Here is a 21,707-nt window from a genome sequence, read left to right as displayed (position 1 = left end):
AGCCTGCGCATAATGGAAAGGGCTGAGCCTATGCTCGCAAAAAAGCCGGCCAAAGGCCAACACCAGTCAGTTAAGCCTTCGGTGATGGCAGTTCTGACAGCCGTGGACGCAAAAAGGAGCGCATTTCGCGCTCCTTTCTAATTAATGGTTTGCCGGGTTGTCAACCCTTAACTGACTGGTATTAGGAAATCAGCCTATTTTGTTTTCCTGGGGATGAGCGCGCTACTTCTTGCCACCCATGATGCTGCCCAACACGCCGCGCAGAATCTGGTTGCCCAGCTTGGTGCCCAGCGAGCGGGCGGTGGATTTGGCCATGGTCTGCACAATGCCGTCCTTTTTGCCGCCGCGCGGGCCGGTGGTGCCAAACAGAATGTCGTTGAGGCTGCCCATCAGGCCGCTGTCACCTGCATTGGCGGTTGCTGCACCGCCCGAGCCGGCCGTCGCCTTGCCGCCCTCGGCTGTGGTGGTTTCACCAGCGCGGGCCTTGAGGATCTCGTAGGCGGATTCGCGGTCCACGGCCGTGTCATACACGCCTGCAACCAAAGAACCCTGCAGCAGGGCCTTGCGCTGCTCGGGCGTGATGGGACCCAACTGGCTGCCGGGCGGCACGATGAATGCGCGCTCGGTCACGCTGGGGCGGCCTCTTTCATCGAGAAAGCTCACGAGCGCTTCGCCCACGGCCAGTTCGGTGATGGCTGCTTCCATGTCGATGGACGGGTTGGCGCGCATCGTGGTGGCCGTGGCCTTCACCGCCTTCTGATCGCGGGGCGTGAAGGCCCGCAGCGCATGCTGCACGCGGTTGCCCAGCTGCGCAAGAACGCTGTCTGGAATGTCCAGCGGGTTCTGCGTGGCAAAGTACACACCAACGCCCTTGGAGCGCACCAGGCGCACCACCAGCTCGATGCGTTCGAGCAGCACCTTGGGCGCTTCGTTGAAGAGCAGGTGGGCCTCGTCGAAGAAGAACACCAGCTTGGGCTTTTCCGGATCGCCGATTTCGGGCAGCTTTTCGTACAGGTCCGACAGCATCCACAGCAGGAAGGTGGAGTACAGGCGCGGCGATTGCATCAGCTTGTCGGCCGCGAGGATATTGACCACCCCCTTGTTGCCCACAGTCTGCATCATGTCGTCGATATTGAGCATGGGCTCACCAAAGAACTTGTCGCCGCCTTGCTGATCGACTTGCAGCAGGCCGCGCTGGATGGCGCCAATGCTGGCCGAGCTGACGTTGCCGTACTCGGTGGTGAACTGCTTGGCGTTGTCGCCCACGTAAGTGAGCATGGTGCGCAGGTCCTTCAGGTCGAGCAGCAGCAGGCCGTTGTCGTCCGCAATCTTGAACACCAGGTTGAGCACGCCCATCTGCGTGTCGTTCAGGTCCAGCATCCGGCCCAGCAGCAGCGGGCCCATGTCGGAGACCGTGGCGCGCACGGGGTGGCCTTGCTCGCCAAAGACATCCCACAAGGTGGTGGGGCATGCGATGGGCTCAGGTGCATCGATGCCGCGGTCCTTGAGCGTGGCGGCCATTTTTTCGCCCACCTTGCCGGTCTGGCTGATGCCGGTCAGATCGCCCTTGATGTCGGCCATGAAGACCGGCACGCCAATGCGAGAGAAACCCTCGGCTAATGTCTGAAGGGTTACAGTCTTGCCGGTGCCGGTTGCGCCGGTGATCAGGCCGTGCCGATTGGCAAAACCCGGCAGCAAAAAGCATTCCACCGATCCATGTTTGGCAACCAATAGGGGTTCAGCCATAGGTTTTCCTCAAAAGCGTCAAAGTCAAAAGTAAAATCGCAGTCTAGCTAGATTAAACGATAGCAAAGGAAATTCTGTGGCAGGACACAGCAAATGGGCCAATATTCAACACCGCAAGGGCCGGCAGGACGAAAAACGCGGCAAGATCTGGACCCGCATCATCCGTGAAATCATGGTGGCCGCACGGCAAGGCGGCGGCGATCTGACCGCCAACCCGCGCCTGCGACTGGCCGTGGACAAGGCCAAGGCCGCCAACATGCCGGCCGACAACATCAAGCGCAACATCGACAAGGCCACTGGCAATCTCGAAGGGGTGACCTACGAGGAAATCCGTTACGAAGGCTATGGTATCGGAGGCGCCGCTGTCATTGTCGACACGATGACCGACAATCGCGTTCGGACCGTGGCCGATGTGCGCCATGCATTCAGCAAGCACGGCGGCAACATGGGCACCGAAGGCTCGGTGGCCTTTCAGTTCAAAAACGTCGGTCAGCTGATTTTTGCACCTGGCGCTGACGAGGAAAAGATCATGGAAGTGGCGCTTGAAGCGGGCGCCGACGACGTGATCACCGACGAGGACGGCGCCGTCGAGGTACTGACGCCGCCTGCGAATTTCGAAACGGTGCGCAACGCCCTGGAGGCAGCCGGCTTCAAGCCCGAGGTTGCAGAGGTGACGATGCGTCCCGAAAACACGATCGATCTGGATGAGGAAAGTGCTGCCAGGATGCAAAAGCTCCTGGATGTGCTGGAAGATCTGGACGATGTTCAAGAGGTTTACCACAACGCTGCGCTATGAAGGTTCTTGTGATTGGTGGCGGCGGCCGTGAACACGCAATGGCCTGGAAGTTGGCGCAATCGCCCAAGGTCACCAAAGTCTATGTTGCCCCTGGCAACGCAGGTACCGAGCGCGACAAGCACCTGGAAAACCTGCCGATTACCGATGTGGTGCAACTGCGCGAATGGGCGCAGCAAAACCATGTGCTGCTGACCGTGGTGGGGCCGGAGGCGCCCCTGGCCGCCGGTGTGGTCGATGAGTTCCGCGCCCATGGCCTCAAGATCTTCGGGCCGACCAAGGCTGCTGCGCAGCTTGAAAGCTCCAAGGCGTTTTCCAAGGATTTCATGGCGCGCCATGGCATCCCCACGGCGCAATATGAGACGTTCAGCGACCCCGTCAAGGCGCACGCCTACATCGACAAGCTCGGCGCGCCCATCGTGGTCAAGGCCGACGGCCTGGCGGCGGGCAAGGGCGTGGTGGTGGCTACCACGGCGCAGGAGGCACACGATGCCGTGGACTTCATGCTCGTGGACAACAAGTACGGTGTCACCCACAACGACGGCGGCGCCCGCGTGGTGATCGAAGAGTTTCTGGATGGCGAAGAGGCCAGCTTCATCGTGCTGTGCGACGGCAAGAACGTGGCTGCCATGGCCACCAGCCAGGACCACAAGCGCCTCAAGGACGGCGACCAGGGCCCGAACACCGGCGGCATGGGCGCGTATTCGCCCGCGCCCGTGGTGACGGCAGATGTGCACGCCCGCGCCATGCGCGAGATCATCCTGCCGACCATCCGTGGCATGGAAAAGGACGGTATTCCCTATACCGGCTTTCTGTACGCGGGCCTGATGATCGACAAGGCCGGGCATCCCAAGACGCTGGAGTTCAACTGCCGCATGGGAGACCCGGAGACGCAGCCGATCATGATGCGCCTCAAGAGCGATCTTGTGGACGTGATGCAGGCGGCCACTGAAGGCAGGCTCGACCAGATCGACCTGCAGTGGGACCGCCGCACCGCGCTGGGCGTGGTGATGGCTGCTGCCGGCTATCCGGAAGACCCGCGCAAGGGCGATCTGATCACCGGCCTGCCCGAAGATGCGGAGGACTCCATGGTGTTCCACGCAGGCACCGCCATGCAGAATGGCGAGCCGGTCACCAGCGGTGGCCGCGTACTGTGCGTCACAGCATTGGCCGACAACGTCAAGCAGGCGCAGACGCGGGTGTATGCGGTAGCCAGCCAGGTGCATTTCGACGGCGCGCAGTATCGGCGTGACATCGGCTATCGAGCGGTCAAGTAGAGCGCTCCTGCGCAGCGTGGCTGCATCCCCTGCCGCTGCCGCGTGCAGGAGAAGGGGGTGCAACAGCTACTGGTGCTGCTGCGAGAAAGGGGCGACAGAACGCTTCCGCGCATGGGCAAGGTATTGGACAGATCACAATGGCTGAAATCAATCTCGATGGCGACCACGAGCAGGCGGTCTCGGGCTATCTGCAAGGCCTGCAGGCCTCGATCACGCAGGCGCTGGAGCGCGTGGAAGCCCAGGCTGGCGGCAGTGCCCGCTTTCTGACAGACGCCTGGGAGAAGGCGCCCGGCGAAAAGCTGCAGGGGCAGGGCATCACCAGGATCATGGAAGGCGGCGCGGTGTTCGAACGTGCCGGCGTGGGCTTCTCGCAGGTTCGGGGTCCGCAACTGCCCCCATCGGCCACGCAGCATCGGCCCGAGCTGGCAGGCGCTCCGTTCTCGGCCATGGGTGTGTCGCTGGTATTCCACCCCCGCAACCCCTGGGTGCCCACGGTGCACATGAATGTGCGCATGATCTCGGCGGGTCACGCGGGCAAACCGGCAGCGTTCTGGTTCGGCGGTGGCATGGACCTGACGCCGTTCTATCCGTTCGAGGAAGACGCGGTGCATTTTCACCAGACCTGCCACGCTGCCGTTGCCCCTTACGGCCCCGATCTGTACCCGCGCTTCAAGAAATGGTGCGACGAGTACTTCTATCTGAAACACCGTGACGAGCAGCGCGGCATCGGCGGCATATTCTTCGACGATTTCTCGGAGCTCGGCTTTGAAGGTGGCTTTGCCATGCTGCAATCGGTAGGCGATGCCTTCCTGAAAGCCTATTTGCCCATCGTGGAGCGGCGCAAGGATGTGGCCTATGGCGAGCGTGAGCGGGATTTTCAGCTCTACCGCCGGGGCCGCTATGTGGAGTTCAACCTGGTGTGGGACCGTGGTACCCACTTTGGCCTGCAGTCAGGCGGGCGCACCGAATCCATATTGCTGTCGATGCCGCCGCTGGCAAGCTGGAGCTACCAGCGCCAGGATCCGGAGGGCACGCGTGAAGCGGCGTTGCTGCGCGAGTTTCTGGTGCGCAGGGACTGGCTGTAGAACCCTGTTGCAAACTGCCATGCAGCGGCCGTGGAGTGCCATCGGGATGTGTTTCCAGCGCCTCTCGAGCCACTCTCGTATAATCGACCCCTTCGCTTGCCGATATGCGTCCACTCTGCACGCACCGCCTGGCAACGTGAACCATGCACATTTGGCGCTGCGCCAAATCCCTTGATACTGCGTGTTGACACGATCAACAATAACTGCAACACGCGCTATAGTAGAACCACCTTCATCCATCAACGACTGATGACCACCGCCAAAAAATCCGAATCCTCTGCGAAAAAATCCGTGCAATTGCTCCAGCGTGCCGTCGTTGATGGCCTGGAAGATGTGAAAGCACAGGATATCCAGGTGTTCAACACCGAGCACCTGTCACCGCTCTTCGAACGCGTGATCGTGGCCTCCGGTACCTCCAACCGCCAGACCAAGGCGCTGGCCTCCAGCGTGAAGGATGCGGTCAAGGAAGCGGGTTTCCCCAAACCACGCACCGAAGGCGAAGACAATGGCGAATGGATCATTGTGGACTGCGGCTCCGTGGTGGCCCACATCATGCAGCCCATGATTCGCCAGTACTACCGTCTCGAAGAGATGTGGGGCGAAATGCCTGTGCGTCTGAAGCTGGGCGGCGCCAAGCCCAAGGCAGCCAAGCCCAAGGCGGATGCCGATGAAGCAGCGCCGGCCAAGAAAAAGCCAGCAGCACGCAAATCCGCTGCTGCTGTGGACGACGACGCCGCGCCCGCCAAAAAGGCCGTGAAAAAGCCTGCCGTCCGGAAGATCACCGGGACGGTTGCCGCCAAACCTGCTGCCAAGCGCGCCACCAAGACGGCGGCAAAGCCTGCCGCAGCGGTGAAGAAGGTGGTGGTGAACAAGCCCAAGCCTGCAGCGAAATCCTCCGCCAAGCCCGCAGTCAAGTCGACTGCCAAGCCTGCCGCCAAGAAGCCCGCAGCCAAGCGCGCGCCTGCCAAGGCCAAGTAAGCCACACGGGCTGGACCAAAGAGCTGTACTGCCAGGGCAGGCCAGCTCTTTTTTCATTGCCGCAGCGCCCGGAATGAAAAGCCTTGTGAAGAGGCTGCAGCCTCAGGCAAAGGGGTTGCGTGGAGGCGCCGTTTTTCGTTGGAGCCATTCGATATGAGAATTTTCATCGTCGCGGTCGGCCAGCATGTGCCCGATTGGGCGCAGACGGCATACGACGACTATGCCAAGCGTTTTCCGCCGGAGCTGAAGGTGGAGCTCAAGGCCGTCAAGACCGAGCCACGCGGCTCCAAGACCGTCGAGACCCTGTACGCCGCCGAGCGCAAGCGCATCGAGGCGGCGATTCCTCGTGGCACCCGCATCGTGGTGCTGGACGAGCGCGGCACCAGCCTGCGCACCACGGCGCTGGCGGAGCGCCTCAAGAGCTGGCAGCTCGAAGGCGATGACGTGGCACTGGTCATTGGCGGCCCCGACGGGCTGGAGCCTGCCTTCAAGGCTGCGGCGCATGAACGCATTCGCCTCTCCGACCTGACCCTGCCGCACGCCATGGTGCGGGTGCTGCTGATCGAGCAGCTGTACCGTGCCTGGTCGGTGAATGCCGGCCACCCCTACCACCGCGAGTAGCGGGCCTGCCGGGCTCGGATGATGGGGGCAGGCGGGGGGTGCATCCGCAGTATTCTTCAAGCCGATCTTGCCAGCGCACCTCGGGATGCGGTATGCTGCAAAAACAATAGCTGCTTGCGCTTGATGGTTGGGCGCAGGCGCTTGTTTTTTAGAAAATACGGACCCCGCACCATGGAACCCTTTGTCTACCTGGCGTCGCAATCTCCGCGCCGCCGCCAACTGCTTGAGCAGATCGGGGTGCGCTATACCTTGCTGCTGGCCAACAGCGAAGACCATGAGCCAGACCCGGAGGCGCTGGAGGCCGTGCTGCCCCGCGAATCGGCAAGCGACTATGTGCAGCGCGTCACCGGCCTGAAGCTCGACGCGGCTCTGGCGCGACTGGAACGTCGAGGGCTCGAAGGCGCGCCCGTGCTGTGCTCTGACACCACCGTGTCACTGGGGCGGCGTATTCTGGGCAAGCCCGAATCGGCCGAGGAGGCCGCCGAGATGCTGCAGGCCCTCAGCGGCAAGACCCACCGGGTCCTCACCGCCGTGGCGCTGCACACGGGCCGCAAGCGCCTGACCACGCTGTCGGTGTCTCAGGTGCGGTTTGCAGACATGAGCGATGCGCAGATTGCTGCCTATGTCGCCAGCGGCGAGCCCATGGGCAAGGCTGGCGCCTATGGCGTGCAAGGCCATGCGGCGGCGTATATTGCCAACATCAATGGCAGCTACTCCGGAATCATGGGCCTGCCCGTATTTGAAACTGCCAACCTGCTGCGTGCAGCCGGCCTCGTTCTCTGAAGACTACCCATGCAAAACGATATTCTGATCAACTGGTCGCCACAGGAAACCCGCGTGGCCGTCATCGAAGGCGGCGCCGTGCAGGAGCTGCACCACGAGCGCACGCTGGAGCGCGGCCTGGTCGGCAATGTGTACCTGGGCAAGGTCTCGCGTGTGCTGCCGGGCATGCAGTCGGCGTTCATCGACATCGGCCTGGAGCGCGCGGCCTTCCTGCATGTGGCCGATGTGTGGCAGCGCCAGGAAGGCGGAGAGGCGCCGATGTTTGCCCGCAAGGGCGAGCCGCAGGTGCCGATTGAAAAGCAGGTGTTCGAAGGCCAATCGATCATGGTGCAGGTCATCAAGGACCCGATCGGCACCAAGGGTGCGCGCCTGTCTACGCAGATCAGTGTGGCGGGACGCCTGCTGGTGTTTCTGCCGCAGGACGACCACATCGGCGTGTCGCAGAAGATTCCACAGAACGAGCGCGATGCCTTGCGCGCGCGCCTGCAGGCGCTGGTGGGCACGCCCGAAACGGGTGGTGGCGGCGGATTCATCCTGCGCACCAACGGCGAAGACTCCACCGACGAAGAGCTGGCCGAAGACATTGCCTACCTGCGCAAGGTGTGGAAGCGGATCAAGGAATCATCGACCAAACTGCCGCCCAAGACCTTGCTGCACCAGGATTTGAACCTGATGCAGCGCGTGCTGCGCGACATGGTGACGGAGAACACGCAGTCGATCCGCATCGATTCGCGCGAGCAGTTTGCGCTGCTCAAGACCTTTGGTCAGGAATTCATGCCCGCCGCAGTGCCCAAGCTGCAGCTGTACAAGGGCGAGCGGCCGATTTTCGACCTGTACGCGGTGGACGAGGAGATCGCCCGTGCGCTGGGCCGTCGGGTCGATCTGAAATCGGGTGGCTACCTGATCGTGGACCAGACCGAGGCGCTGACCACTGTGGATGTGAACACCGGCGGCTACGTCGGCGCGCGCAATTTCGACGACACCATCTTCAAGACCAACCTGGAGGCGGCGCACGCCATTGCCCGCCAGCTGCGCCTGCGCAACCTGGGAGGCATCATCATTGTCGATTTCATCGACATGATGCATGAAGACCACCAGAAGCAGGTGCTGCAGGAGCTGCGCAAGCAGTTGCAGCGCGATCGCGTCAAGACCATGTGCGGCGAGTTCTCGCAGCTGGGCCTGGTGGAGATGACGCGCAAGCGCACGCGCGAATCGCTGGCCCATATGCTGTGCATGCCGTGCCCGGTGTGCAATGGCGTGGGCGAGGTCAAGACCGTGCGCACGGTGTGCTACGACATCCTGCGCGAGATCCTGCGCGAGGCGCGGCAGTTCAACCCCAAGGAATTCCGGGTGCTGGCGGCGCCCCCTGTCATCGAGATGCTGCTGGACGAGGAGAGCCAGCACCTTGCAGGTCTGTCCGATTTCATCGGCAAGCCCATCTCGCTGCAGGCAGAAGGGCGCGACGGCTCGGACCAGTACGACATCATTTTGCTCTGATGGCGAGCGCCCCCGGCTGCGCTGGGTGGCGCGTCTCGTTCAAAGCGCAACGGCTGGCAATCCCGAGTTTTCCCTGAAGATTCAAGGCCCGCATGACAGCTGAATGACAGCTTCTCCTTCGATGATGCCCTTGGCTTTCATCAACCATAGAAGGAGACAGCACCATGAAACTTGAACCATCGACCCTGCCTCAGCCCCCGCATGTGCGGCACAAAGCGGCAGCTGCAGCCCTCGGGCTGGCGCTGGTGTGCGCCGGTGGCGCAGCGCAGGCGCAATCCCGGGTGCAGCTGTTTGGCGTGATCGACTCGGGCATCACGCACCTGTCGAGCAGCGGCAGCGGCTCGCTCAACCAACTGGGCGCCGATGGCAATACCTCCAGCCGCCTGGGATTTCGCGGCACGGAAGACCTGGGTGGTGGCCTCAAGGCCAGCTTCTGGCTGGAGGCTGCATACGAGGCCGATACGGGCGCAGGGGGCTCCACCAGCGTGGACAACATGAAGAACCAGAGCGGGGGCTTGACCTTTGGCCGCCGCTCCACCGTCAGCCTGTCGGGCGATTTCGGTGAAGTGCGACTGGGCCGCGATTTCGTGCCAGGCTTCAGCAACCTCGCGGTGTCGGGTGGCGGCTACCATGCCTTTGGCACCAACGGCGTGGGCTCGTCGGCGGCGCTGTTCTACCCGCCAGCGGGTGCGCGGGGCGTGACCCACGTGCGTGCGTCCAACTCCATCGCCTACCACATGCCCAAGATGGGCGGCTTCTTCGGTACCGTCATGTATGGCTTCAGCGAGAGCATGGCCAACAATGATGGCCGCGTGATCGGTGCCCGCGTAGGTTACGCGAGCGGGCCGCTCAGCCTGGCTGTGGCGACGACCAAGACAACGCACAGCGTGCTGGGTGACCTCAAGCAGTCCAACATTGGCGCAAGCTACGATTTCGGCGTGGTCAAGCCCATGCTGCTGCTGGGCGAAAACAAGGCGGGCGACGACAAGAAGACGCGCGTCTGGGCGCTGGGCGCACATGTGCCGGTGGGCTCGGCTGGTCAGTTCCGTGTGAGCTACGGCGCTGTCAAGGCAACCAATGTGGCCAATGACGCCAACCACATCGCACTGGGCTATGTGCACAACCTGTCCAAGCGCACTGCGCTGTACGGCAATGTGGCCCGCGTCAAGAACAAGGATGGCGGCAAGGCCTATACGGTGGGCGATGGCCTGGCGGTGGCCGACGGAAATGGTTCGGGCACCGGCTACCAGGTCGGTATCCGCCATTCGTTCTGATGAGGCGGGGCGCTGTGCAGTCCTGTGCTGCATGCGCCTCGGGCACCAGAATGTGATTGCGATAGTGTTTTGTTACTCCTAGTTTGATAGCTGCTTGCGCCCTGCATCAGGGCTCAAGCAGTTTTTTTATGGTCAAGCCAACAACACCCCTGATACGTCATTGTGTCGTCTTGTAGTACCGCTCTACTGTTTATGGACTCGTCCTCCGCGTCCTGGCACTTCAACTCAACGCAACACGCGATGCAGAAATCTAACAATCCAGGGCCTGTTTTTTGCCCCCTATCAAACAATCACCTTCTTTCCGCAAAATAACCCGGTGAATATGCACAGCCCAACTACATTCGTTGCAATAGCAATTTTGAATGAAATTGGGAAATGCATAGAAAAATACTTGGAGGCATCATCCACAAACTGCTCCGCTGCAGCCTACTGATCTCCGCCTTCACCTATGTCGCCCTAGCCTCCGCCCAAGGCATATCTGGCATCGGCGCCTTTGCTCCCAACACCGAACTCGGCTTTGCACCCGTCGCCGCGGCAGGCGAGCCGCGCATCAACTGGATCAATGGGGAATACCAAGAAACCAACAAAGACCTCAGCGTCAAAGTGCTGGGCGGCACCTTAACAATAGCCCGCTCCTGGAGCCAGGGCCGCTGGTGGCTCAACCCCGCCTGGGCACCCCTCAACTTCGAACTCGATCCCCTGCGGGCGGACGTCAAAGTCATCGAGCGCGTAGGCGTCATCTACGAGCGTATTGGTCAAAGTGGCCAAAGCGACCTGTACATGGCCAAAAGCAAAGGCAACGCTCCGGTCTATATCAAAAAACTCATCGATCCAGCGCAGCCCCCTGCCCAGCAACACACAGGCTGGCAGTGGTACGACCGCTTTGGCAACACCATTACGTATGACAAAGACGGCCGCATCCTGAACTACGCCAACGCGAGCGGCGTCAAAGTCAGCTTTGCCTACGACAGTGCTACCAGCGCCCGCATCCTCGACCACTTTGGCAAAACCATCTACACGGTAACCATGGCCAATGGCTTGATCACCAAGGTGGATGACTTGGCAGGGCGTAGCGTCAGCTACCAATGGACGGGTACCCAACTGACCCAGGTCACTGACGTCATGGGCAACCTCTGGACGTACGAATACGACGGCAACGGCCAAATCACCAGCCGCACCGACCCGGTAGGCTTCAAAACCACCGTCCAGTACAGCCAAAGCATCAAGGCACCTGAGCCTATGCTGGCCCTGGGCAAAAAAGGCACCACCATCGACCCCGCAGGCACCAGCGGCACCACGCAAAAACTCGCCAACATCTGGGGCGGCGGGCGTGTGGGCCGATTTGACGGCGGATCGGGAGGAACAGGCGGATGCTCGGCCACCGGCGCCAACCACTACCTGCGCGAGCAGCGCGTCTTTGAAGTCACCTACATGACAAAGACGCTCAGCTTGTGAGCTATGAGCAAAAAGACGGAAATGGGCAGTTGATCAGCAGCGCTAATTACACGAAAGATCGACGAGGACGTACCATTAAAAACCAGATCGTCTATGGAAAGATGGACGAAGTGGGGAGCGTTAGTTTGACCACCGGCCAAAGCTTTAATAGTGATGGACAACTGACAAGTCTCGTCTATCCTGATGGCAACAGGCAGACCTATACCTACACCAACGGGCAGCTAGTGAAATTAATACTGCCCAATAGCAGTGAAATTGGCTACCAGAGCTACCACTGGAACGTGCCCACGATCATTGAAACGCCTGGGGCCACTAAAATCCTTGCACTGGATGCACTTGAGCGGCCTACAAGCATTCAGGTTAATAAAAATAGTAATCAGCCACTTGCTAGTAGCGCCTATCAATACGATATGGCAGGCAATATTACCAAGATTGGCAGTGATTTGGGTACTACTCATTATAGTTATGACAGTCTGAATCGCCTCACGGGGGTGGAGCCAGATCAAAATCTGCAAATACTTGGCTTACCCAATGAAAGCTATGGCTATGACGCTGTCGGCAACCGTACCAGTAGCGTACATCAACCTGGTACTTGGATCTATGATGCAGACAATCGAATGTTGCGATATCCAGAGAAGACGCCATTTAGTCAAAGCCCTGTCATTGACACTCAGGTGAATTATACCTCGCAAGGTCATACCAAGTACGAAGCCAGCAGCCAAGAAGAAAAAACGTACAGTTACAATGCAGCAGAGCGATTAAGCAAATACGAAAGCAGCAATGGCACGCAAGCCCTATATCGCTATGACCCCTTTGGGCGCAGAATCGGGAAAGTTGTAACCCAAGGCACTGAGACCCAAGTTACCTACTTCATTTATAGCGAAAAGGCGTTAATGGGGGAATTGGATAAGAGTGGTAAGCTGCAAAGAGCCTATGAGTTCAATCCCTTGGCAGGCCAGCGAGGGCTATGGAGCACTGATCCGCTCTGGCAGGCTGATGTCGTAGAGGGCAGTCTGACGAATAACGCAACAAGCTACTATTACTTACATACAGATCATTTGGGAACACCAATGACCGCAACAGATAAGCAAGGTACTGTGGTATGGAAAGGAGTCGCTGAAGCATTTGGAGCAACTGAAATTATAGAGAATGCAATACAGGTGAATTTAAGATTTTCTGGTCAATATTACGACTATGAATCTGGCGGGCATTATAATTTCCATAGGGACTACAAATCTTTAGTGGGTAGATACCTTCAGCAGGACCCTGTTGGACTGAGCGGTGGATTGAATTTATATAACTATGCAAATAAAAATCCAATTACTAGATTTGATTCTTCAGGGTTGTCTGATAATGGGGTATGTCCCAGGTGCGAGTATAAGGAAAAGCCCGATGGCTGCCAGGTAATGTGTATTAGCCTTCCGGTAACTTGGGAAGTAGGCTGTTGGAAATATGAAGAGCGATGCGGTGAATGGACTATGGTTGATTTTTCTACCAATACATGGAGTGAAAGGCCATTTTCTTTTGTTGGGATTTTTACTTGTAAATATTTTGAGTTTATGAGGAAGTATCCTGACCCTAGGTATAGGCCTCCTGTTGCATGAATTAATTGCATAATAATGAATCATATTATTTACGTTATTACGTTGCCAATGCAAATTGCATTATGCAGTTTTTTATTTTCTGAATTTTTAAAAGTGGGAGGATGGTTTTATATTTCATCCTTTTTAATATTAATTATTGTTTTGATGAGATTTTTGAAAAAAAATCGCGTATTATTCATAATTCCGATGGTTATTGGGTTTATTATGAATTTTGTGATCCCGCTGATTTTGAATTGGCAGTCTAAAAACTAAAACATAATAGAGAAAATTCAAAATTGAAGTGCAACACCTGATCGGTTAAGATCAGCCCATGCCAAAGCATCGTCGATATAAACACCTATAGCGTCGCACGAAAATTATGGGATCGCTGGGCTGGCAGACCGACTATCCGAAGATCTGGCAGGGCGCAGCGTCAGCTACCAATGGACGGGCACCCAACTGACCCAGGTCACTGACGTCATGGGCAACCTCTGGAAGTACGAATACGACGGCAACGGCCAAATCACCAGCCGCACCGACCCGGTAGGCTTCAAAACCACGGTCCAGTACAGCCAAAGCATCAAGGCACCCGAGCCCCTGCTGGCCTTTGGGCAAAAAAGGCACCACCATCGACCCCGCAGGCACCAGCGGCACCACGCAAAAACTCGCCAACATCTGGGGAGGCGGGCGTGTGGGCCGGTTTGACGGGCAAAGTGGGTGCTCGGCCACCGGCGCCAACCACTACCTGCACGAGCAACGCGTCTTTGAAGTCACCTACACCGACTGCCGGGGCAACGCCACCGTCTACATCTACGACCTGCAGGGCAACGAACTTAACCGCACATTCAACGGAAAGAAAACCGCCTCCAACCAATGGGACGGCGCCTACAGCCAGAAATGCACCAACGCACGCGGCTACAGCACCGCTACCATGTACGGCACCAACTACCAGGCCCGCAAAGCAACCTGATGGCTCGCCTACAGCTTGCGCAGCCGCTCCAGGGCTGCCAGCAGTGTCTCGTCCTTCTTGGCAAAACAGAAGCGCACCACCTGCTGGTCGAAGCCATCGCCATAGAAGGCGGACAGCGGGATGGCGGCAACGCCCAGGTCCTTGACCAGTTGCTGGCAGAAATCGGCTTCGCTGGCATCCGTCACGGCGGAGATATCGACACACTGGAAATAGGTGCCCGGGCAGGGCAGCAATTGCAGGCGCGAGCCTTCGAGGCCTGCGCGGAAGAGGTCGCGCTTCTTCTGGTAGAACGGGGGCAGGTCGAGGTAGGGGGCCGGGTTTTTCAAATAGTCGGCCAGTCCCACCTGCATGGGCGTGTTGACGGTGAACACGTTGAACTGGTGCACCTTGCGGAATTCTGCAGTCAGCGCTGCGGGCGCTGCAACGGTGGCCACCTTCCATCCGGTGACGTGGAAGGTTTTTCCAAAGCTGCTGACCACATAGGTGCGAGCCGCCAGGGCCGGGTAGCGCGAAGCGCTTTCGTGGCGTGCGCCGTCGTACACCATGTGCTCATACACCTCGTCGGACAGCAGCAGGATGTTGCTGGGAGCCAGCAGGTCTTCGAGCTGCTGCATCTCCTGCGCCGTCCAGGTGGTGCCGCTGGGGTTGTGCGGGGTGTTGATGAGCATCAAGCGGGTTTTGGGCGTGATGGCCGCAGCGATCTTGCCGAAATCGGGGCGGAATGTTTTGGGCGTGAGCGGCACACGCACGGGCACGCCACCGGCCAGCTCGATGTTGGGCACATAGCTGTCGTAGCAGGGGTCGAGCACGATCACTTCGTCGCCCGGGCTCACGCAGCTCAGGATGATGGTCAGGATGGCCTGGGTGGCACCGGCGGTGACGGTGATCTCGCTCGTGGCGTCATAGCGTCTGCCATACAGGGCCTCGATTTTCTGCGACACCACCTCGCGCAGCGCAGGCACGCCAGTCATCGGCGGGTATTGGTTGTGGCCCGCCTGCATGGCACGGGTCACTCCTTCGATCAGCGCCGGGTCGCAGCCAAAATCCGGAAAGCCCTGGCCCAGATTGACCGCCTTGTGCTCGGCAGCCAGTGCCGACATGACGGTGAAGATGGTGGTGCCCACCTGGGGCAGACGGCTGGGAAAGCTGGGTGTGGAGACGGTGGCAGTCATGGATTTGCAGTGTTTTACGTAGCTAGCGCCCGTTGGCCGGGCGCTGGTAGCTATCAATTCATGAGTATTTTAGACGCTGGGCTCACAGTTCATAGTCCGCCACGTGACCGACCATGGCGCGGTCGATCAGGTCATGGCTCAAGCGGTCGCTCAGCAGCTCGGAAAACTTGTAGACGAAGTTGCGCATGTAGGCGCCGCGCTTGAAGGCCACACGTGCCACGCTCTGGCCGAACAGGTAGCCCATGGGGCGCACCGCCAGGTCCTTGAGCGGGTCGTCGCGCATGGCCATCTCGGCCACGATGCCGATACCCAGGCCCAGGCGCACATAGGTCTTGATCACGTCGGAGTCGATGGCCTCCAGCACGATGCGCGGCGTGAGCTGGCGCGAGGCCATGGCTGCATCGATCTTGCCGCGCCCGGTAAAGCTGGGGTGGTAGGTGATCAGCGGCTCATTGGCAATGTCTTCGAGCGTGACGCGCTCTTTCTGCGCCAATGGATGCTGGTGCGGCATGACCAGCACGTGCTGCCATTCGTAGCAGGGCAGGGTGACAAGGTCGGGGTAATCCGCCAGCGATTCGGTGGCCATGCCGATATCGGCCTGCTCGTCGATCACCATGCGCGCTACTTCGGCAGGCGTGGCCTGGTGCAGGCTGACGGTGACCTTGGGGTAGTGTTCACGCAGCTTGGCCACGGGCGTGGGCAGCACATAGCGGGCCTGCGTGTGGGTGGTGGCAATCGACAGCGTGCCGCTGTCCTGGGTGCTGAACTGGTCGCCGATGCGCTTCAGGTTACCCACTTCGCGCATGATGATCTCAATGCTCTTGAGCACCTGCTGGCCGGGTTCGGTAATGCGCTTCAAGCGCTTGCCGTGGCGGGCGAAGATGTCGATGCCCAACTCTTCCTCCAGCTCGATGATGGCCTTGGAGACGCCGGGTTGCGAGGTGTGCAGCGCCTTGGCAGCCTCGGTCAGGTTGAGGTTGCGGCGCGCGGCCTCTTGCACGAAGCGGAACTGATGCAGGTTCATAAAAGATTCGGCCTGCGCCCAGCAGCTGGGTGCGCGCTTTGCACAGGTCCTACAAGATTATGGAATATTGATCTGCATCATTATGCTTCATTGGAATATAAACGCCAGTGATATCGATAGAACACCGAAACTCTGCCGGGGTTAGGCAGGCCGATGCCGCCGGTGGCGCCTTGAGCGCAAGCGCAGCGGTGCACCGGCGCAGCAGGGCCACAAGACCGCAGCGCGGGATTTCAGCTTTGCAGATAGCCGGCGGCCATGCTCGCCAGCAACTGCATCACGCGGTCGTCTTCACCCATGGCGGGCGCGATGGTCAGGGCCATCTGCGGAAATTGCGGTGCCGTGCGCTGCACCAGGGCGGGAATGTCGTCACGCGCATGCTTGCCCACGCCAAACAGCAGCGGCCAGATGGTGACTTGGGTCAATCGAGGGTGCTGCTGCACCAGGTGTTCCAAGGCGGCGCCCAGCGCGGGCTCGCACCAGTCCAGATAGGCGCAGGCGACCGCCGCCTGCGGCCTGTCTCGCTGCACCAGGGCCAGCAGCCGTTCGGCATTGCCGCGCCAGACGGGGTCCTTGGAGCCATGCGAGAGCAGAATCAGTCCGGATGCGGGGGCAGAAATGGGCATGGAGCGCTCCTTGGGGCAAAAGGGGGCAGCCCGGTGAAACAGGCTGGCCGTATGGAAAGCGGGGTAACTCTGTGGTGAAAAAAGAAACCGGTGTCAGCAAGGTGACTCGAAGGGAACCTTTGCGCATTATCGCTTTCCCATAGAGCGTTGCAGCGCCTGTATCGCAGGGATACAGGCTGTAGCAGAATGTGTGATTCGCCGGGGCGCCGCATTGCAGCATGCGCAAGCCAATCCGCTGGCGGGCTTTACATTTCCTACATATTAAGCTGCAAAAATAGTAGTTTGCTCTCTACCAAAATCACCACCGATGATGCTGGATGCCCATTCTCCCTCACGCCACGCTATGGTTGCTTCTGCCCCTCTGCATCCAGTCCTTCCGCTTTCATCTTCCGGCTGGCGCAGTGTTGCCGCTGTAGCGGCCATCGCCTTGCTGGCGGCATGTTCCGAGAAGAAGGCGGTGGAGGCGCCTGCAGCCAAGGCGACCGAGGTGGGCATCATTACCGTGCAGCCAACTGCGCAGAGCCTGATGGCCGAGTTGCCGGGCCGCACCAGCGCCTTCATGATGGCCGACATTCGGCCCCAGGCCAACGGCATCGTCGAAAAGCGCCTGTTCACCGAGGGCGCGCAGGTCAAGGCCGGGCAGATGCTCTACCAGTTGGATGACCGCTCGGCCACCGCCGCCGTCAACAGCGCCCAGGCGGCTGTTGCCAAGGCCAAGGCCACCGCGCAGACCGCGCGCAGCAATGCAGCGCGCAATGCCGAGTTGGTGAAGATCGACGCGATCAGCCGCCAGGTGTACGACGACAGCCAGGCCGCAGTCGCGCAGACTGCATCCGATGTCGCCGTGGCACAGGCCGCGCTCGACAACGCCAAGGTCAACCTGCAGTACACCCGCATCACATCGCCCATCAGTGGCCGGGTCAGCACCTCTTCGGTAACGCCGGGCGCGCTGGTCACGGCCAACCAGACGGCGCCGCTCACCACCGTGGTGCAGCTCGATCCGATGTATGTGGATTTCACGCAGTCGAGCACCGAGATGCTGCAGTTGCAGCGCGATCTGGCGGCCGGGCGCTTCCAGAAGGTGGATGGCGACCAGATTCCGGTGCGCATCCGCCTCGATGACGGCACCCAGTACCCCCACACCGCCAAGCTCAAGTTTGCGGGCGTCATCGTCAACGCTACCACCGGCACCGTCACCCTGCGTGCGCAGGTGCCCAACCCCGACGGCATGCTGATGCCCAATATGTATGTGCAGGCTCTGTTGCCCACGGCAGTGGCGCCTGATGCGCTCCTGGTGCCGCAGCAGTCGGTGACTCGCGATCTGACCGGCCGTGCCAGTGTGATGGTGGTGAGCCAGGACGACAAGATCGAGAAGCGTCCCCTGGAGATTGACCGTGCCATCGGCAACCAGTGGTTGGTGGGCAGCGGCCTCAAGGCGGGCGAGCGTGTGGTGGTGGATGGTTTTCAGCGTGTGAAGGTGGGCGACAAGGTGAACCCCACCGTGATCGACCTCCAGGCCAAGGCCGACAAGCCGCGCAGCCCGGGAAGAGCGCCTGGTGAGGCGGCCGCACCTGCCACGCCCGCTGCTTCTGCGCCTGCAGCTGGCAAATAAGAAGCAAGAAGAAAAAGGCTGCACCCATGGCACAGTTCTTTATCCAGCGCCCCATCTTTGCATGGGTGATCGCCATCGTCATCATGCTGGGCGGCGCCTTGTCCATTTTCAAGCTGCCGCTGGAGCAATACCCCGAGATCGCGCCACCACGCGTGACGATTGGCGCCCAGTACACCGGTGCCTCGGCTGAAACGGTGGAAAACTCCGTCACCCAGATCATCGAGCAGCAGATCAAGGGCATCGACAACATGCTCTACATGAGCTCGTCGAGCAGCGCGTCCGGCCAGGCGCGGATCACGCTCACCTTTGCGCCCGGCACCAATGTGGACGTTGCCCAGGTGCAGGTGCAGAACAAGATCCAGGGCGCCCTGAACCGCCTGCCCGATGCGGTCAAGAGCCGGGGCGTCTTCATCAACAAGGGCGGCCAGGATTTTCTGGTCACCTACAGCTTCTACTCCAAGGATCCATCGATCACCGAGGTGGACATTGGCGACTACATCAACTCCAACCTGGTCGATGTGATCGGCCGCATCGAAGGGGTGGGGGACGTCAACGTCTTCGGCACCTTCTACGCCATGCGGGTGTGGATGGACCCGGCCAAGCTGGAAAAGTACGGCCTTGTGCCCTCCGATCTGGTCAACGCGCTCAATGCGCAGAATGCCCAGGTCTCGGCGGGCCAACTGGGGGCCTTGCCCGCCGTTCAGAACCAGCAGCTCAATGCCACCATCACGGCGCGCACCAAGCTCAAAACGGTGGACCAGTTCGAGAACATCGTGCTCAAGGCTGCCACCGACGGCTCGGTTGTCACCATCGCCGATGTGGCGCGGGTGGAGCTGGGCGCCGACAACCTCTCCATCCAGGCCAAGCTCAACGGCATGCGCGGCGCGGGCATGGGCATCATCCTGGCCGACGGCGCCAACGCCATGGCGGTATCGGATGCCGTGGCCGCCAAGCTGGCGGAGATGAAGCCGTTCTTCCCCAACCAGATCGAATACTTCGTCAGCTCGGACTCGACCCCCTTTGTGCGCGCCTCGATCCATGAGGTGGTGAGTGCGCTGGGCGAGGCCATGGTGCTGGTGGTGATCGTGATGTTCATCTTCCTGCAGAACCTGCGCGCCACCCTGATTCCTGCGATTGCCGTGCCAGTGGTGCTGCTGGGCACCTTCGGCGTGCTGTCCATCGCGGGTTATTCCATCAATACCCTGACCATGTTTGCCATGGTGCTGGCCATTGGCCTGTTGGTGGACGATGCCATCGTGGTGGTCGAGAACGTCGAGCGCGTGATGCACGAGACGGGCCTGTCCGCCAAGGAGGCCACCAAGCTCTCCATGCGCGAAATCACCCCGGCCCTGGTAGGCATTGGCGTCACACTGTCGGCGGTATTCGTGCCCATGGCGTTCTTTGGCGGCTCGACCGGAGTGATCTACCGCCAGTTCTCCATCACCATCGTCGCGGCCATGGCGCTGTCGGTGTTTGTGGCGCTGACGCTGACACCCGCGCTGTGCGCCACCATCCTCAAAGCCCCGCAAGAAGATGCGCACCACGAGCGCGCCGTGCGCGGAGGCCTGCTGGGTGTGAGCGACCGGTTCTTCCGCTGGTTCAACCGCAGTTTTGACGCCACCGCCAGCCGCTACCAGAGCACGGTGGCCTACAGTCTGCGCCGCGCCAAGCGCATGATGCTGATTTTCGTGGCCGTGCTGGCCGCCATCTGGATCGTGGCACGCGTGCTGCCCACATCCTTCCTTCCGGACGAAGACCAGGGCTTTCTGTACGTCAACGTCAACCTGCCCGCAGGCGCTGCCGACGCCCGATTGCAGGACGTGCTGGACGAGGTGCGCGACTACCTGCTGGACCAGCCCGACATCATCAGTTTCAACCAGGTATCGGGGCTGAACGGCGACCAGAGCTCGGCACGCGGCTTCATCCGTCTGAAACCGTGGGATGAGCGCCCCCTGGCCAGCCAGGCGGCCAATGCCATCGCCTTCAAGGCCAACAAGGATCTGGCGCGCATCCGCGATGCCCGCGTCTATGTGATGATGCCGCCCGCCGTGCGGGGCCTGGGGTCCAACGCGGGCTTCAACTTCATGATCAAGGACGTCAACGGCCTGGGGCACAGCGCCTTGCTGGCCGCCACCAACAAGGTTCTGGACGAAGCCCGCAAAAGCAACCTGCTGACCGCCGTGCGCACCACCAACCTCGACGACGCCAGCGAGCTGCGCGTGGAGGTGGACGACCGCAAGGCTGCGGCGCTGGGCCTGTCGTACAACGACATCAACAGCACGCTCTCCAGCGCCATGGGCGGTACCTATGTGAACGATTTCCTGAACAATGGCCGCGTCAAGCGCGTGTATGTGCAGGGCGACGCCAAGTACCGCATGCTGCCGCAGGACATTGGCCAGTGGACGGTGCGCAACAACAAGGGCGAAATGGTGCCTTTCAGCGCCTTTGCCAGCAGCCACTGGGCCTATGGCTCGCCGCAGCTGCTGCGCTACAACGGCGCTCCGGCCTATGAAATCATCGGTAGCTCCGCGCCCGGTGTGAGCTCGGGTGTGGCCATGCAGACCATCGAGGACATCCTCAAGCAGCTGCCGCCCGGCATTGGCTACGAATGGACGGGCGCCTCGCTGCAGGAGCGCCAGTCGGGTGCGCAGGCGCCCATGCTGTACGCCATCTCGATCCTGTTCGTCTTCCTGTGCCTGGCTGCGCTGTACGAAAGCTGGACGGTGCCGCTGTCGGTGATGCTGGCAGTGCCGCTGGGCGTCATCGGCGCGCTGCTGTCCACCTACACGCGCGGGCTGACGAATGACGTGTACTTCCAGGTCGGTCTGCTCACCACGGTGGGGCTGGCTGCGAAGAACGCCATTTTGATCGTGGAATTTGCCGTGCAGCTGCAAGAGCAGGGCAAGAGCGTGTTCGATGCCGTGGTGGCCGCCGTGCGGCTGCGGCTGCGTCCCATTCTGATGACCTCGCTGGCATTTGGCTTTGGCGTGATACCGTTGGCCATCGGCACCGGCGCTGGCGCGGCCGGCCGCGTGGCCATCGGCACGGCGGTGCTGGGCGGCATGGTGGCTTCCACCTTGCTGGGCATCTTCATGGTGCCGGTGTTCTTCCTGCTGATACGCAGCTGGTTCCGCTCGCGCAGCCGCCATGAGGAGGCTGCACCACCCGCAACCGCAACCGCTAACGCGCACCCGGTGGAGGGCGCGCAATGATT

17 protein-coding genes are annotated in these 21,707 nt (G+C 60.5%); 13 read left to right on the top strand and 4 right to left on the bottom strand.

The window, feature by feature from the left end:
• Nucleotides 1–222 precede the first annotated feature (222 nt).
• Nucleotides 223–1,746, bottom strand: a complete 1,524-nt coding sequence (locus LAD35_RS10535; RefSeq protein ID WP_224149040.1) for a helicase HerA-like C-terminal domain-containing protein — start codon at nucleotides 1,744–1,746, stop codon at nucleotides 223–225.
• Between the two features lie 76 nt (nucleotides 1,747–1,822).
• Between LAD35_RS10535 and LAD35_RS10530 the strand changes: the two genes are divergently transcribed.
• The 11 genes from LAD35_RS10530 (at nucleotide 1,823) to LAD35_RS10475 (ending at nucleotide 14,062) form a co-directional block, all read left to right on the top strand.
• The gene (locus LAD35_RS10530; protein ID WP_224149039.1) at nucleotides 1,823–2,542 is read left to right on the top strand and encodes a YebC/PmpR family DNA-binding transcriptional regulator; all 720 of its coding nucleotides are present in this window, start codon (nucleotides 1,823–1,825) and stop codon (nucleotides 2,540–2,542) included.
• Nucleotides 2,539–3,816: a phosphoribosylamine--glycine ligase gene (gene purD / locus LAD35_RS10525; RefSeq protein WP_224149038.1), complete on the top strand. Its 1,278-nt coding sequence runs from the start codon at nucleotides 2,539–2,541 to the stop codon at nucleotides 3,814–3,816. Before LAD35_RS10530 ends, purD begins: the two co-directional genes overlap by 4 nt.
• A 137-nt stretch (nucleotides 3,817–3,953) precedes the next feature.
• Nucleotides 3,954–4,901 (top strand): oxygen-dependent coproporphyrinogen oxidase, encoded by a 948-nt coding sequence (hemF, locus tag LAD35_RS10520; protein WP_224149037.1) that lies wholly within the window; start codon nucleotides 3,954–3,956, stop codon nucleotides 4,899–4,901.
• 249 nt (nucleotides 4,902–5,150) lie between these two features.
• On the top strand, nucleotides 5,151–5,879 hold the full coding sequence (gene rsfS, locus LAD35_RS10515; protein WP_224149036.1) for a ribosome silencing factor: 729 nt from the start codon (nucleotides 5,151–5,153) through the stop codon (nucleotides 5,877–5,879).
• A gap of 153 nt (nucleotides 5,880–6,032) precedes the next feature.
• A complete protein-coding gene (gene rlmH / locus LAD35_RS10510) occupies nucleotides 6,033–6,500 on the top strand; it encodes a 23S rRNA (pseudouridine(1915)-N(3))-methyltransferase RlmH (RefSeq protein ID WP_224149035.1) in 468 nt (155 codons plus the stop codon).
• A gap of 171 nt (nucleotides 6,501–6,671) precedes the next feature.
• The gene (locus LAD35_RS10505) at nucleotides 6,672–7,283 is read left to right on the top strand and encodes a Maf family protein (RefSeq protein ID WP_224149034.1); all 612 of its coding nucleotides are present in this window, start codon (nucleotides 6,672–6,674) and stop codon (nucleotides 7,281–7,283) included.
• Between the two features lie 9 nt (nucleotides 7,284–7,292).
• Complete coding sequence (gene rng / locus LAD35_RS10500) at nucleotides 7,293–8,780, top strand: ribonuclease G (RefSeq protein ID WP_224149033.1); 1,488 nt, start codon at nucleotides 7,293–7,295, stop codon at nucleotides 8,778–8,780.
• Nucleotides 8,781–8,944: 164 nt separating this feature from the next.
• Entirely contained in the window at nucleotides 8,945–10,054 is a 1,110-nt protein-coding gene (locus LAD35_RS10495) for a porin (protein WP_224149032.1), read from the top strand.
• Nucleotides 10,055–10,429: 375 nt separating this feature from the next.
• Nucleotides 10,430–11,509: an RHS repeat domain-containing protein gene (locus LAD35_RS10490; protein ID WP_224149031.1), complete on the top strand. Its 1,080-nt coding sequence runs from the start codon at nucleotides 10,430–10,432 to the stop codon at nucleotides 11,507–11,509.
• Nucleotides 11,506–13,113 carry an RHS repeat domain-containing protein gene (locus tag LAD35_RS10485; protein ID WP_224149030.1) on the top strand — a complete coding sequence of 536 codons (1,608 nt, stop codon included), beginning with the start codon at nucleotides 11,506–11,508 and terminating at the stop codon, nucleotides 13,111–13,113. Before LAD35_RS10490 ends, LAD35_RS10485 begins: the two co-directional genes overlap by 4 nt.
• A 586-nt stretch (nucleotides 13,114–13,699) precedes the next feature.
• Complete coding sequence (locus tag LAD35_RS10475) at nucleotides 13,700–14,062, top strand: hypothetical protein (protein WP_224149029.1); 363 nt, start codon at nucleotides 13,700–13,702, stop codon at nucleotides 14,060–14,062.
• An 8-nt stretch (nucleotides 14,063–14,070) separates the two neighbouring features.
• Here the strand turns inward: LAD35_RS10475 and LAD35_RS10470 are convergent, their stop codons facing one another.
• The 3 genes from LAD35_RS10470 to LAD35_RS10460 all read right to left on the bottom strand — a co-directional run bounded on the left by LAD35_RS10470 (nucleotide 14,071) and on the right by LAD35_RS10460 (nucleotide 16,881).
• Nucleotides 14,071–15,234, bottom strand: coding sequence for a pyridoxal phosphate-dependent aminotransferase (locus LAD35_RS10470; protein ID WP_224149028.1), 1,164 nt, complete (start codon nucleotides 15,232–15,234; stop codon nucleotides 14,071–14,073).
• Nucleotides 15,235–15,316: 82 nt separating this feature from the next.
• On the bottom strand, nucleotides 15,317–16,258 hold the full coding sequence (locus LAD35_RS10465) for a CysB family HTH-type transcriptional regulator (RefSeq protein ID WP_224149027.1): 942 nt from the start codon (nucleotides 16,256–16,258) through the stop codon (nucleotides 15,317–15,319).
• A gap of 230 nt (nucleotides 16,259–16,488) precedes the next feature.
• Nucleotides 16,489–16,881, bottom strand: coding sequence for a sirohydrochlorin chelatase (locus LAD35_RS10460; RefSeq protein ID WP_224149026.1), 393 nt, complete (start codon nucleotides 16,879–16,881; stop codon nucleotides 16,489–16,491).
• 310 nt (nucleotides 16,882–17,191) lie between these two features.
• Here LAD35_RS10460 and LAD35_RS10455 point away from each other — a divergent pair, with 310 nt between their 5' ends.
• Nucleotides 17,192–18,493: an efflux RND transporter periplasmic adaptor subunit gene (locus tag LAD35_RS10455; protein WP_396022789.1), complete on the top strand. Its 1,302-nt coding sequence runs from the start codon at nucleotides 17,192–17,194 to the stop codon at nucleotides 18,491–18,493.
• A gap of 26 nt (nucleotides 18,494–18,519) precedes the next feature.
• Entirely contained in the window at nucleotides 18,520–21,705 is a 3,186-nt protein-coding gene (locus LAD35_RS10450; protein WP_224149024.1) for an efflux RND transporter permease subunit, read from the top strand.
• Nucleotides 21,706–21,707 lie beyond the last annotated feature (2 nt).

Source organism: Comamonas odontotermitis (assembly GCF_020080045.1).
In the GTDB taxonomy this organism is placed as follows: domain Bacteria; phylum Pseudomonadota; class Gammaproteobacteria; order Burkholderiales; family Burkholderiaceae_C; genus Comamonas; species Comamonas odontotermitis.
This window is presented reverse-complemented; position numbering and strand designations above follow the sequence as displayed.

Coding starts and splice junctions, on each gene's coding strand:
- LAD35_RS10535 (WP_224149040.1), bottom strand. CDS start 1,746: ATGGCTGAACCCCTATTGGTTGCCAAACATGGATCGGTGGAATGCTTT.
- purD (WP_224149038.1), top strand. CDS start 2,539: ATGAAGGTTCTTGTGATTGGTGGCGGCGGCCGTGAACACGCAATGGCC.
- hemF (WP_224149037.1), top strand. CDS start 3,954: ATGGCTGAAATCAATCTCGATGGCGACCACGAGCAGGCGGTCTCGGGC.
- rsfS (WP_224149036.1), top strand. CDS start 5,151: ATGACCACCGCCAAAAAATCCGAATCCTCTGCGAAAAAATCCGTGCAA.
- rlmH (WP_224149035.1), top strand. CDS start 6,033: ATGAGAATTTTCATCGTCGCGGTCGGCCAGCATGTGCCCGATTGGGCG.
- LAD35_RS10505 (WP_224149034.1), top strand. CDS start 6,672: ATGGAACCCTTTGTCTACCTGGCGTCGCAATCTCCGCGCCGCCGCCAA.
- rng (WP_224149033.1), top strand. CDS start 7,293: ATGCAAAACGATATTCTGATCAACTGGTCGCCACAGGAAACCCGCGTG.
- LAD35_RS10495 (WP_224149032.1), top strand. CDS start 8,945: ATGAAACTTGAACCATCGACCCTGCCTCAGCCCCCGCATGTGCGGCAC.
- LAD35_RS10490 (WP_224149031.1), top strand. CDS start 10,430: ATGCATAGAAAAATACTTGGAGGCATCATCCACAAACTGCTCCGCTGC.
- LAD35_RS10470 (WP_224149028.1), bottom strand. CDS start 15,234: ATGACTGCCACCGTCTCCACACCCAGCTTTCCCAGCCGTCTGCCCCAG.
- LAD35_RS10465 (WP_224149027.1), bottom strand. CDS start 16,258: ATGAACCTGCATCAGTTCCGCTTCGTGCAAGAGGCCGCGCGCCGCAAC.
- LAD35_RS10460 (WP_224149026.1), bottom strand. CDS start 16,881: ATGCCCATTTCTGCCCCCGCATCCGGACTGATTCTGCTCTCGCATGGC.
- LAD35_RS10455 (WP_396022789.1), top strand. CDS start 17,192: ATGCTGGATGCCCATTCTCCCTCACGCCACGCTATGGTTGCTTCTGCC.
- LAD35_RS10450 (WP_224149024.1), top strand. CDS start 18,520: ATGGCACAGTTCTTTATCCAGCGCCCCATCTTTGCATGGGTGATCGCC.